The organism is Mesorhizobium sp. B2-1-3, from assembly GCF_006442495.1.
Taxonomy (GTDB): Bacteria; Pseudomonadota; Alphaproteobacteria; order Rhizobiales; family Rhizobiaceae; genus Mesorhizobium.
This window is the reverse complement of the sequence record NZ_VFWL01000028.1, coordinates 19,869-32,915: the sequence shown is the minus strand read 5'-3', so window position 1 is coordinate 32,915 and position 13,047 is coordinate 19,869. Positions and strand designations below refer to the sequence as shown.

The window sequence follows — 13,047 nt, the reverse complement described above, 5'->3', positions numbered from 1 at the left end:
GATGGGTATTCCGTTTAACTGACCAGACCGACCACACCGGTTGGCGCACCCGGCAGAACTTTCACATCGATATAGGGCAGCACCTCTTCAATATGGTGGACATCGATCAAGTAGCGATCCGAACCCATACTGAAGGCGAGGAATAGCATTATCACCTCCTACTGCCGGCCCGCTATGCTCTCAGCTTGAACCTTGAAATGCTGCTTCGCATGCTACCTGAGACTTGATTGAGCTCGTCGATCGCGAGCGTCGATTGCTGAAGGGACTCGACTGTTTGCTGAGCTGCCTCGCTTAGCTGGGTTAGCGTGTCGCTTATCTGTCCCGCGCCGATCGCTTGTGCTTGCATGCCTTCATTGGCGACTTCGAAACGTGGCACCAACCCCTGGACCTGCTGGATGATGTCGAAGAGTTGCCCGCCGACCTGCTGGATTTCGTGCATGCCCCGGCGGACCTGCTCGGAAAACTTGTCCATGCCCATCACACCGGCAGCAACTGCCGACTGGATGTCTTTGACCATCTGCTCGATATCGTAAGTGGAGACGGCCGTCTGGTCCGCAAGCCTTCGGATCTCTGTCGCCACCACTGCAAAGCCCCGGCCATATTGGCCGGCCTTCTCAGCCTCGATGGAAGCGTTGAGCGACAACAGGTTCGTCTGATCGGCCACTTTGGTGATGGTCGTCACCACCTGATTGATGCTGCCAGCTTTCTCGCTGAGGATTGCGAGTTTGGAATTGATCGCACCCGCCGCGTCCATGACCTGCTGCATGGTTCCTTCCATACGGGTCAGCCCCTCTTGCCCTCCGCCCGCGACGGCAGCCGTTTGCTCGGCAACTGTCGAGACCTCGTTCATCGTGCGAACCAGCTCGTTTGAAGTGGCGGAAATTTCCTTGGCTGTCGCGCGGATCTCAGTCGTGGTCGCGGCGATTTCAGTCGCTGTTGCCTGCTGCTGCTTGGAGGTTGCAGCAATCTCAGTTATCGACGTGCCAACCTGTATGCTGGACCTTTGTACCTGACCAATGAGAGTTGTGAGATCGTCTGCCATTGCGTTGAAGCCGTCGGCAAGCACGCTGAATTCGTCCCGGCGCCTCAGATCGAGGCGTTCGCTGAAGTCGCCTTGCCGTATCATTTGAACCGCGTCGACCAAACGTGTGAGCGGAGCTGTGACAGCGCGAAACAGCTGGTAACCCAAAAGAAGGGCTAGCCCGAGGGCTATCAACAAGCCCACGCTCAAACCGACTTCCGCCGTGCTAACGATTGAGCTGATCCGCTGCGTCGCGCTGTTTGCCTCGCCTCTGTGATCCTCGAGCATGGCTTGCAGAGCGGACTGCAATTTCACAAAGATCGGCTCTACCGTGTTCTTGATGACCGGGCTTTCATTGGGAGTTTCACCTTTCGACAAGGCAGCTCGGCTCGTGTCCAGCACAGCAGTTTCCGCCAGCCGAAATTGGTTGGCGAGTTCTTTGACGACTGCGTAATTCTGCTTGTCGATGTCGGAGACGATCGTTGCTTCATACTCGTCCATCAACCGCCGCACTTGGTCGCGATTGGTCGCGATCGTGCTTTCAAGCGTGCTTTTATCCGACGGGTTGTCCTGGAGGGCATATTCCTGAAGCAGGCTATGTGCCTTCATCTGCCCCATCATGATCTCGGTGCTGTGATAGAGGTCTGGAAGGATGCCCTTCTCGACCTCAGTTGCCTCCCGCTCCGCCTGAAGAAACCAGGCGTACGCGATAACGGCGATCACGGACATAACCACCAGAACGGCAGCGAAACTGACGAGGATGCGGTGGCGTATTGTCAGACTCGTCATGGAACCGGTTCACCTATGGGGGCATCGAGGCCTGCGCGAAAAGCGCTCGTTCCGACGTTTCGAAAAGGTGCGTCGAAAAGCAGCAGTCTTATGCAGAATGGTTTCTTTTCCGTTCCATCGCTAATGATGGCGAAGCGGCTCGCCAGTCGGCGCCCCCAATAAGCGTGGTCAAAGGCATGTCTCGCCGTCGACATAGATAAACCCGACATCGGCTGGGGCGGCACGCACCGTCAAGTGGAGCGTGCATGAGCTGCTTGAGGCCAGGAGTTGAATGACTGCTTAGCCCGCTTGATGCCGAAAGCCGACCTCTCGCTTGCGTCCCCTAATTTCACCTTGAATCCAACGCAAAGTAAAAAAGGGCCGAGCTGAGACACATATGGGTGTGCACGCCGAGCGGACTTTGCGCTGCCGCCCGGGAACCATCTTGGAACGAAGCCAAACGTTCTCTAATTGCAGATGCTGGTGACTTGGAAGGACGCGCACAACGGAAATCCAAGGAATTTTCGACGCACTCGCAACATCCAAGCATGAGCGGTGGAGAGAAGTTCTATACTCACCTGTTCGACCCGGGGCCTGATGACCGTCCCATGCCGGGGTTGATCCATATGGCGTGGCGTCGCAGGCGCGAACCTTCAAATTTTCCGTGATAAAGAGAATGCTGGATTCAGTAGGCTGACAATTGTAGTGCCGAGAATAGATGAGGCCCGCAATCGCTTGAAGAAATTGGAGTGAAGCTGACCGCTGAACCGGAGGCTGACTGCGGAAGGATCGCTACGAGTTCATCTGCAAGGCGTGGGCGTCACAGCCGGAACGCTTCAGACTCAATCCGCTCCAGCAAATGCCGGGACCAAACATTTAGGCGATCAACCGGGGTGGGCAAGATGTGCCGCGTGCGCAGATATCAGGGCCCTGAATCTGCCGCTCAACAGGCACCTCGCCGCTGGCCAATCGCTCGCCGCTGGAAAACGCGGCCGCGCTGGCTGAGGAAAAACATCTTCGGCTGGGCCGGCGACTCTATGCCATGAAGCCTCCGGCAGGCTTGGACTGCGCGAAAAAAGGCGGCGTCGCCCGACTGGGTCTGTCACACTACACCACGACGGACGAGGTCGACCAAGCCATAGAGGCCGTCGCCCGGCTCGCGGTCTGACGGGAGGCATTAAGTAGGCAAAAAGGGGACCAGCTGTGGCTGCTGTGGATAATGGTCCTGGTGTCTTGCTGATTGGGCCAGCTAGCGCGCACTCTCACAGCTATGGTGGCAGAGCATGTCGAATTGGCCTTGTTTGAGCAGTCACTCGGCAACATCGAAGGCCTCAATCGACCGTTCTGTGATCGTGTGGCGGACGCTGCGGAAAAAACCGAAGGGTCGGTTCTGTTCGATGTCCGCGTTGACGGCGATACCTGGGTTCAGCGGATAGCTGCGATTGGATATGGCGTGATAGGTACAGCTATAATCGTGATGGGGAAGAACGGACAACTTAGATGCGCATCGGTAGACGGGGATACCGCTCTTTTGGTGTCAGAACTGGCTGCCTGGAATGCGTCTCCGCTTGGTGAGCAAGCGAAGATTGATCAACGCGGAGCAGCCAACATCCTGCTGGCGACGCTCCGTAGTTCAGGTCACTTCGGCAGTGGTGGCTGGCGTTCCTGAGCGAGGCTTATGCAGCCTTCTGGCTAGCCATCAGCGGGATAGCCGAGTTCCAACGATCCAGATTTCCAGGGCGGCAAATTGCTTGCCCTGTGACGTCCCGTGACTGACGGTCAGGTCTCCCTGCCTGGGCGGGTTGGACTACAATACCGGCTTCACCAAAGCGGTCGATCTTGCTGGAAGCTTGCTGCCGTTGTCACGGGTTGAGCCATGCCGCATGGCAGCTACGTACAGGCAGCCTTACAGCAGCAGAATGAAAACCGACCACCCTATTCCCGCCTGTACGGCACGCCCAGCATAGCCGGTGCGCTGGTCCGCGAGCGACGGATCATCAACGCAACGATCGCCGCAACATAAGGCATCATCAACATATATTGGTAGGGAATGGCGATACCGACGCCCTGGATTTGCAATTGCAGCGCGTCGAGGAAGGAGAACACCAGAGCCGCCACGAAAATCGGGTAGGGGCGCCATAGGCCGGCGATGACGATGATGATGGCCAGCCAGCCGCGCCCGTTGGTCATGTCCGGCACGAAACGCGCCGCCTGGCCGACGGAGAGAAACGCGCCGGCAACGCCCGCCATCAGGCCGCCGAAGAGCACGGCGGCATATTGCACCGGCGCGACCTTTACCCCCTTAACATCGAGGGCCTTGGGATTGTCGCCGGCGCAGCGCACGATCAGTCCATAACGCGTCCGGAACAGGAAGAGCCATACCGCCGGCACCATCAGAAAGGCTATGTAGGTCAGCACCCGCTGGTCAAACAGGATGGGGCCCAGCACGGGAACATCGCTCAGCCCTGGCACCGGCACATCGGCGAAGAAAGGGATGGTCGGCGTCTTGCCGTCGCCAGCGAAAGCGGAACGCAACCAGTATGTGGAAAGGCCGGCGCCGAGCAGGTTGACGGCAAGACCGGTGACGATCTGCTCTACTTTCAGCGTGATCACCAGCACGGCAAAGACGAGAGCCATCAGCGCGCCGGTAAATCCGGCGGCGAGGACGCCCAGCCATAACGACCCGCTTTCATAGGCGGCGAGATAGCCGGTGAAGGCTCCCATCAGCATCATGCCCTCAAGACCCATATTGTAGACGCCGCTGCGCTCGGCGATGAGTTCTCCAAGTGCGGCGAGCAGGAGCGGGGTGCTGATGCGGATGGTGGCCGCCGCCACACTGACCAGGATTGAGGTTTGAAAGAGTGCGTCAAGCACGGCCGACCCTCCGCAGGCGGAAATTGCACGCCGCCCAGCCAGCTAGGAAGAACAAAAGCAGGATCGCCTGGATGGCGTATATCAGCGCCGAGGGCACGCCGGTCTTGATCTGCATGAGCGTAGCGCCGTTGAGCAACGCTCCGAACAGCACCGAGGCAACGACGACGCCAAGCGGATGCAATTGGCCGAGGATGGCCACGATGATGCCGCTGTAGCCGTAACCTGCTATTACGCCTGCCTTCAGGCGGTAATGGACGCCGTAGACTTCCGTGATCCCCGCGAGCCCCGCAAGCGCGCCGGAAACCAGAAGCACAACTATGACCAGCCTTCGAGTATTGGTGCCCTGTACATCGAGCGCGCGCATGTTGGACCCGGCAGCCTTGATCTCATAGCCCAGCGGTGCGCGCGTCAACAGCATGTGAACCAAGCCAGCCGCCACAATCGCCAGCAGGAAGCCGGAATGCAGGCGTGAACCGGAAAACAGCAACGGAAGCACCGAGCCCGGATCGACCTTCGGCGTCTGTTCGAAGAAGGCGCCCGCCTCGCTCCATGGGCCGCGCAGCAGCAGCAGCGAAAGGACATAGACGATGATGTAGTTGAGCATGACGGTCGAGATCACCTCATCGACCGAGAAGCGGGTCTTCAGCACGCCCGCAAGGCCGGCATAGAGTGCGCCGCCGACAATGCCACCGATTATAACCACAGGAATTTGGATGAAAGGCGAAAATCCGGTGAGATTGTGCTGCGCCCAATAAGCGAACATGGCGCCGGCAAAAACCTGGCCTTCGGCGCCAATGTTCCAGATACGCGCGCGGAAGGCGACACAGGCGGCAAGACCGGTGAAGATCAGGGGCGTTGCCTTGACCAGCGTTTCGCCGGCGGCGCGCAACGAGCCAAAGCTGCCTTTCAGGAGAGCCGTGAAGGCGGCACCCGGGCTGGCGCCCGCGGCGGCGAAAAGCAGACTGCAAACCAAAACCGCCGCGATCGCCGCCAAAGCAAGTGCAACAATGCGCGCGGTCGGCCGCGGTTCCAGCCGGCGCTCGAGGCGCCACTCCACGAGATTGAAACCGGTCACGCCGCAGCCTCGCTCCCATGGCCGGCCATCAGGCTGCCGATTTCGTCATAGGTGGTTTTTTCCGTATCGAGCACCGCAAGGATGCGGCCGCGAAACATCACACATATACGATGGCTGAGAGCGAAAAGATCCTCCAGTTCCTCGCTCGCAAGCAGGATGGCGCAGCCTTCGTCGCGCTTGTGCAGGAGTTGTCGGTAAACGAATTCGATGGCGCCGACATCGAGTCCGCGCGTCGGCTGGTTGCACAGCAGAAGCCGCTTCGCTTTGGCGAACTCGCGGGCGAGGATGACCTTCTGCGCGTTGCCGCCAGACAATTTGCGAGAGGGTGACGACGGCCCGGTTGCGGCAATCGAATAGGCAGCGATGACCATGCGCGCATTTGCGTCGAGCGCCGCGGTGTCGATGAATGGCCCATTGCGCCAGCGCGTTTGCCATTGTTGGCCAAGGACAAGATTCTCGCCGATATCGAGATCGGCAACGAGCCCGTCGCGGAAGCGGTCGCTGGGCACGTAGCCAATGCCTTTCGCAGCAACCGTCGCCGGTGAGTACGCCTGCAGAGTTTCGCCATCGAGCAAGACCGTGCCGCCGTCGGGCGCGGCGAGGCCTGCGAGGCACTCGAACAGCTCGTCTTGGCCATTCCCGGAAACGCCGGCGATGCCGACGATCTCGCCGGCTGCGATGTCGAGCGATGCGTTGTCCAGCACGGGCCTTCCATCGCGCAGGTGCGTGAGCCCACGCACCGAAAGCACCGTCTCGCCGGTCGCTTTCGCATCTGCGGCGCGCGCCGGCGCCGCAACGGAGCGGCCGACCATCATGGTGGTGAGTTGGTCGCGGCTGACGTTCGAGGTTATGACCGTTCCGACCAGTCTGCCCTTGCGCAGCACGCTGACCCGGTCGGATTGCATCACTTCCGACATCTTATGGCTGATCAGCACGACCGACAGATCTTCACTGGTGAGCCGCCGCACGATCGCAAACAGGCGGCGCGATTCCTCGGGCGTCAGCACCGCCGTCGGTTCGTCGAGGATAAGCAGTCTGGCGCCAGTGTAGAGCGCCTTGACGATCTCGACCCATTGCTGTTCGCCGACGGAAAGGTCGCCGACGTGCCGGTGTGGGTTGAGCGAGATGCCGTAGGTGGAGCAGATCGTCTCGATCCTGGAGAGAGCCTCAGCCCGGCCCAGCCGCCAGCCGGAGCCCGTTCCTACCGCCACATTCTCCAGCACAGTGAAGTTGGGCACCAAGACGAAATGCTGGTGCACCATACCGATGCCGGCGCGGATGGCTTCGCCCGGCGAGCCTAGCTGGACGGTCTTGCCGTCCACCCGAATTTCGCCGGCGTCTGGCTGGTAGAGCCCGTAGAGGCAGGACGACAGTGTCGACTTGCCTGCGCCATTCTCCCCCAACAAGCAATGCAATTCTCCGGGCATGACGTCGAGCGAGACGTCGTCATTGGCAGCAAGCGCAGCGAAACGCTTCGTCAGGTGCCGAACCGACAGGCGCGGTATCTTGCTCATCTCGGATCGGCCCGGCACCACCTCCGGCGTCAGTCCGATTTCGGCTCGTTCACATTGAGCTCGATTTTCTTCTTGCCGCCCTGGATGGCCTTGGCCGTTTCAGCCGCAAGCGCCTTTACGTCATCGGGCATTTTGGCTTCCCAGGCAGGATTGAGGATGAGGTCGCCCGAACCCTGCTGCCAGCTGAACCACCTTGGTTCCTTCGGCGCGTCGAATTTGGCGTTCATGGTCTTTGCCTTCCACCATTCATCGATGATCCAATTAATGTGCGGATCCCATTTGACGATGGTGGAGGCGACGATCGACTTCGGCGCCACTTTCGACATGTCCACATAATTGCCGAAGCAGCCTATGCCGCGCTCCTCGCAAACCTCGAAGGCGCCCGACATCTGGTAGATCATGTCCGCGCCGGCGGCGATCTGCGCCGAGGTCGCCTCGTTCGATTTAGCCGGATCGAACCAGGACTGGATGAAGGTGATCTTCTGTTTCACCTTTGGGTTCGCTTCCTTGGCGCCGGTGAAGAAGGCATTGATCTGATCGTTGGTATCTTCGGCCGGGAAGGTGGAGATGGCGCCGATGACATTCGACTTCGTGAGTTTGCCGGCCAGTTGCCCCATCACGTAGGCAGGCTCGTGCGCGTGGACGAATATCCAATAGGCATTGCCGCCGAGTCCGCGATTGCCCGAACCGCTCATGACGAACATCGTATCGGGGAATTCGTCCTTCAGCTTCTCGATCGCATCTGCATAGGCGGTGTCGCCGAACAAGATGTCGTAGTCGCCGGTCTCAGCATAGGTGCGGAACACCTGCTCGGCATTGTCGTAAACGTTCTCGGTATAATTGACCTCGATGTCGAGGCCGTGGGGCTTGGCGGCGATGATCCGGTCCATGGGACTCACGAAGGATGATTCCCACGGTGCTTCCTTGCCCGCCGAAAGAATGCCGGCGATCCTGAGCTTGGTCGGCTCTTCGGCTTGTACGCGGCCGCCCCACAGCCACGTCGCGGCCACGAGCGAAACAGCGACAACAAGGTTTTTCAGCATGGTTCCCTCCCTTTTCTAGCGTTCCCAGTCATGAGGCCGGCTTAACGGATCGACCACCGTCAGGTTTATGCAATCGATCAGGCCGAGATCGGTTATCGCGAAATCGGGTATCGCGGTGATCTGCAGCACGAACATGTACATGAAAGGCCATGGCAGCCTACAGCCGAGCGCGCGCGCGGCGGCGTCGAGCTCCTGCTCTTTCTTCGCCATCTCTGGAGGATCAATGTCCGATACGATTCCGCCGATCGGCAGGGGCAGGAATGACACGATCCGACCGCCGTCCGCCACCGCCTGGCCGCCATTGTTCTCGATAATGTGGTTGATTGCCAACGACATGTCGTGGGGATTGGTGCCCACACAAACGATGTTGTTATCATCAGGCGCCGTCGAAGTGGCGAGTGCGCCGGAGCGCAGTCCGAAGCCTGAAGCGAACGCGACCGGCCGATGGGAAGTGCGGCCGTAGCGTTCGACGACGGTGAGATACTGCACGTCCTGTGATGGATCCGCGTCTATATAGCCGTCGCGGACCGGGAGCACGACATCACGTCGCGTGCGTACGAATATTCTCTCGGGCGTAACGGCGATCGCCAGCACGGCCGCCTTGTCGCCCGCTCCGGGCGCGCGCACCAATAGGTCTTTCTGTGAAACCGGCGCTACCTTGAATGTGTTGGTGACAACGGCGCTGCGGGCAGGCGGCGCAAGATCGTCCACGAGCTTGCCGTCGCGGGCGGCCAGCTTGCCCTTCGCGATGACACCTGAGACATGGAAATCCGCGATATCCTTGACCAGCAGGATATCGGCGGCGAGCCCGGGCGAGATCGAGCCGACCTTCTGGCCGATGCGCAGCGCCTCGGCGCCGTTGATGGTCGCCATCTGGATGGCGGTGAGCGGCGGAACTCCCATCGCGACCGCCATGCGGATCATGTTGTCGAGGTGGCCGCGGGCCAGGATATCCGAGGCGACCACGTCATCGGTGCAGAAGCTGACCCGGCTCGTCGCGGCTATTCCCATCTCGGTGACCATCCGCAGGTTCTCTTCGAGAAAATGGGAGATCGAAGATTCGCGAATGACGACATGCATGCCTTTGCGCAGCTTCTCCAGCATCTCGTCCGCCGTGTAGCTCTCGTGGTCGGAGCGCACTCCGGCCTGCAGGTAGCTGTTCAATCGATTGCCGCGACACATCGGCGAGCAGCCGAGAATCGGCAGACGGCTCTTTTCGGCGATCTCGACCGCCTGCAGAACGTGCTCATCCATCGTGTCGACGAACTCGCGCACCGTCTCCCATATGCCGATGCATTCCGGCCAGGAATGGGTGGCGCGGTGATCGTCCGGTCCGAAATAATAGCCGACGTTGGAGCGAGGCAGTGTGTAGGGCGTCTTGCATGGTGCGCCCCAGAAGATCTTGAGAGGGGTTGCCTTGGCCTCGTCGAGGAATTCGCGGGCGCCTTCCAGGCCGGACACCACGAGGATCTGGTCGAGGCCCGACACAATCGAAGTGGTGCCGAGCGGCACCACCGCCTTGGCGAAGCTAGTTACCGACATCTTGGAACATTCAACGTGGAGGTGGCCGTCTATCAGGCCAGGGCAGAGGAAATAACCAGTAGCATCGATCATCTCGGTCTCGGGGCCGCGGTACTCCGAGACGTCTCCGACAGCGACGATGCGATCCTTGTAGACGGCGACGTCGGCCGGATAGATCTCACCCGAAGCGACGTTGACTAGTGTGCCGCCGGTGACGATGAGAGTCGATTTATGCTCGGCGCGACCAGCACGGATGAATTCGCGTATGTCGGACAAATTCATCTCCGCTCGTGTGGCCTCGCTCGGGCTTGGGACCAAGCTTCTCTGCGCCAAAAATCCCACCTTGCGCGCTCTGATCCTGTCGTATTAGGGTCGTCCATGCAAATGGCAGTTTCCGGCTAGTTCTGGACGCACCGTTCAAATTCTTGGACGATCGATGGATTTTGAAGCGATCGATTATTTTATCAAAGTGGCGGAGGCGCAGTCGCTCTCGCACGCCGCGAAACTGTATGGACTGCCCAAGTCCAGCCTCAGTCACAAAGTGCGCGCGTTGGAGGATTCGCTCGGTGTCGCACTGTTTGTGCGCGACGGTCGGGAACTGCATTTGAGCGATGCCGGGGCCGAGTTCCTCGACCATGCGCAACGCATCAAGGAAAGTTGCGAAGGAGCCAAAGCGGCGATCGCCGAGGCGGGCCACGATATCGCCGGCACGCTGACGATCGGCTCGACCGGCGAGTTCGGCACTTCCTTCACCTCGGAACTGCTGTTCGCCTTCCGCCAACAGTATCCGCAGGTGAATGTCGACGTGATCTTCCTTTCGCTCGGCTATTTCCTGGCGCCCGAAAAGCACCAGCCTTTCGACGGCATATTCCACTGGGGCGAGCCGGCGAACTCAGACTACATCGCTCGCAAGCTCGGGGAGGCTTCCTTCTGTCTCTACGCCAGCCCGCGCTACATTGAGCAATTCGGGGAACCGTCGACGCCCGCAGACTTGGCGGGCCATGGGGCCGTCGCCTTCCGCCGCCCGAGCGGCGTGCAATCCTGGCATCTCGAGCGCGGCGCGGAAACGGTCGACTTCATGCCGACCGCGCAGTGCATGGCGAACGACTACTGGATGCTGAAATACTTCGCCGTAGCCGGCGAGGGTATCGTCTATCTGCCAGCCTTCTTCACCGAGATCGAGTGCAAGAACGGCGATCTGGTGCCGGTGCTCCCGCAATGGCGCTCGCCACTGGTGCCAATCAATCTGCTCTACATGCGACGCCGGTATGTGTCGCGTAAGTTCGCCGTTTTCCTTGATTTCTGCCTGGACTATTACCGCCAGCGCGCCGCTTACAGTTCGCCAAGATATTGCGTCGAGGTCGTGCGGCCCTTTGCGGGCGCGCGCGCCGGGGGAGAAAACAACAGATGATCCAGAGCTGGTTCGAATGCGCGCCGCAGTTGGTTGATGTCGCGATGGGACGCACGCCGGCCGACATGGTGGTCCGGAACGTGCGCTGGGTGAATGTCCATTCGGGCGAGATCGTCCCCGCGACGGACATTGCCATCGCGGTCGGCCGCTTCGCCTTCGTCGGCCCGAATTCCGACCATGCCGTGGGCCCCGAGACGCAGATTATCGACGGAGAGGGCCGCTACGCGCTGCCGGGGCTGTGCGATGCGCATATGCATGTCGAGAGCGGCATGGTTACCGTTACCGAGTTCGCGCGTGCGGTCATCCCGCATGGCACCACCTCGATGTTCATCGACCCGCACGAGATCGCCAACGTCCTGGGCATGCCGGGCGTCAAGCTGATGCACGACGAGGCTGCCGGACTGCCGATCAATGTGTTCGTGCAAATGCCGAGCTGCGTGCCGAGCGCTCCGGGCCTCGAGAACGCGGGTGCCAGCCTCGGTCCCACCGACGTGCGTGAGGCGATGTCGTGGCCGAACATCGTCGGCCTCGGCGAGATGATGAACTTTCCTGGGGTGGTCGCCGGAAATGGCGACATGCTGGCCGAGATCGCTGCCACTCAGGCGGCAGGCAAGACGGTGGGCGGCCACTATGCCTCGAAGGATCTCGGTCTGCCCTTCCATGCCTATGTCGCCGCCGGTCCGTCCGACGATCACGAAGGCACCAGCCTGGCGGACTGCGTTGCGCGGGTGCGCCAGGGCATGCGCGCCATGTTACGGCTTGGCTCCGCCTGGTACGACGTCGCCGCGCAGATCAAGGCGCTGACCGAGCTCAGCCTGGACTCGCGCAATTTCGTGCTGTGTACCGACGACAGCCATTCCGGTACACTAGTCAATGACGGCCATATGAACCGCGTTGTGCGCCATGCCATCGCCCAGGGATTAAAGCCGATCACCGCGATTCAGATGGCCACCCTGAATACTGCTCAGCATTTCGGCATGGAGCGTGAGCTTGGCTCGATAACGCCCGGGCGGCGCGCCGACCTGGTTTTGACCTCCGATCTCACCGAACTCCCGGTCGAAACCGTCATCGCACGCGGCTGTGTGGTGTCGAACGACGGCAAGCTCGTCGCCGACATCACGCCCTACGACTATCCCGCCTCGACCAAGGACACGGTTCGCTTGGGCAAGAAGCTCTCAGCGGCGGACTTCGACATCGTGGCGCCCGAGGGTGCGAACCAGGTCATGGCGCGGGTCATCGGCGTGCTCGAGAACCAGGCACCGACCCGTGCCCTGGAGGCTTCGCTCGGCGTCTTGAATGGTATCGTTCAGATGGATCGGACCGGTGACGTCTGCCAGATCGCGCTGGTGGAACGGCATCACGGCACGGGAAAGGTCATCAACGCGTTCGTTTCCGGCTTCGGTTACGACAAACCATGCGCCATCGCCAGCACCGTCGCCCATGACAGTCATCACATGATCGTGGTGGGTACCGACAAGGACGACATGGCAGTGGCGGCGAATCGGCTGGGACAGGTCGGCGGCGGCGTCGTGCTGTTCAGCGAAGGACGCGAACTTGCACTTGTCAAGCTGCCGATCGCCGGACTGATGTCTGACCAGCGCGCCGAAATCGTGGCAGAAGAAGCCAATGGCCTGATCGCGGCGATGCTTGCCTGCGGATGCGCCCTCAATAATGCCTATATGCAGCACTCTCTGCTGGCGCTTGTCGTCATCCCGGAATTGCGCATCTCCGACATCGGACTGATCGATGTGTTGAAGTTCCAGCCGACCGAAGTGCTGGTCGCCACGACCGCATGAGGAGGCGGATTTAACCTGACATCA

General features: G+C 60.4%; 10 protein-coding genes. 3 read left to right on the top strand and 7 right to left on the bottom strand.

The window, feature by feature from the left end; translation table 11 throughout:
- Positions 1–14: 14 nt before the first annotated feature.
- Both FJ973_RS31665 and FJ973_RS29470 read right to left on the bottom strand, forming a co-directional pair.
- Positions 15–149 (bottom strand): chemotaxis protein CheW, encoded by a 135-nt coding sequence (locus tag FJ973_RS31665; protein WP_281407030.1) that lies wholly within the window; start codon positions 147–149, stop codon positions 15–17.
- Positions 150–172: 23 nt separating this feature from the next.
- Positions 173–1,810, bottom strand: coding sequence for a methyl-accepting chemotaxis protein (locus FJ973_RS29470; protein WP_140500721.1), 1,638 nt, complete (start codon positions 1,808–1,810; stop codon positions 173–175).
- Positions 1,811–3,029: 1,219 nt separating this feature from the next.
- Here FJ973_RS29470 and FJ973_RS29460 point away from each other — a divergent pair.
- A complete protein-coding gene (locus FJ973_RS29460; RefSeq protein WP_224680354.1) occupies positions 3,030–3,458 on the top strand; it encodes a hypothetical protein in 429 nt (142 codons plus the stop codon).
- 266 nt (positions 3,459–3,724) lie between these two features.
- Here FJ973_RS29460 and FJ973_RS29455 read toward each other — a convergent pair whose 3' ends face one another.
- The 5 genes from FJ973_RS29455 to FJ973_RS29435 are packed head-to-tail and all read right to left on the bottom strand — an operon-like array spanning position 3,725 to position 10,092.
- Entirely contained in the window at positions 3,725–4,663 is a 939-nt protein-coding gene (locus FJ973_RS29455) for an ABC transporter permease (RefSeq protein ID WP_140500720.1), read from the bottom strand.
- Positions 4,656–5,738: an ABC transporter permease gene (locus FJ973_RS29450; RefSeq protein WP_246675972.1), complete on the bottom strand. Its 1,083-nt coding sequence runs from the start codon at positions 5,736–5,738 to the stop codon at positions 4,656–4,658. Before FJ973_RS29450 ends, FJ973_RS29455 begins: the two co-directional genes overlap by 8 nt.
- The gene (locus tag FJ973_RS29445; protein ID WP_140558791.1) at positions 5,735–7,252 is read right to left on the bottom strand and encodes an ABC transporter ATP-binding protein; all 1,518 of its coding nucleotides are present in this window, start codon (positions 7,250–7,252) and stop codon (positions 5,735–5,737) included. The genes FJ973_RS29450 and FJ973_RS29445 overlap by 4 nt, the downstream gene beginning before the upstream one ends.
- A gap of 29 nt (positions 7,253–7,281) precedes the next feature.
- The gene (locus FJ973_RS29440) at positions 7,282–8,295 is read right to left on the bottom strand and encodes a BMP family protein (protein ID WP_140558790.1); all 1,014 of its coding nucleotides are present in this window, start codon (positions 8,293–8,295) and stop codon (positions 7,282–7,284) included.
- Positions 8,296–8,310: 15 nt separating this feature from the next.
- Positions 8,311–10,092 (bottom strand): adenine deaminase, encoded by a 1,782-nt coding sequence (locus FJ973_RS29435; RefSeq protein ID WP_140518203.1) that lies wholly within the window; start codon positions 10,090–10,092, stop codon positions 8,311–8,313.
- Between the two features lie 160 nt (positions 10,093–10,252).
- Between FJ973_RS29435 and FJ973_RS29430 the strand changes: the two genes are divergently transcribed.
- Together FJ973_RS29430 and ade are read left to right on the top strand one after the other, a co-directional pair.
- Positions 10,253–11,227 carry a LysR family transcriptional regulator gene (locus FJ973_RS29430; protein ID WP_140518202.1) on the top strand — a complete coding sequence of 325 codons (975 nt, stop codon included), beginning with the start codon at positions 10,253–10,255 and terminating at the stop codon, positions 11,225–11,227.
- Entirely contained in the window at positions 11,224–13,023 is a 1,800-nt protein-coding gene (ade, locus tag FJ973_RS29425) for an adenine deaminase (protein WP_140558789.1), read from the top strand. Before FJ973_RS29430 ends, ade begins: the two co-directional genes overlap by 4 nt.
- The last annotated feature ends 24 nt before the right edge of the window (positions 13,024–13,047 follow it).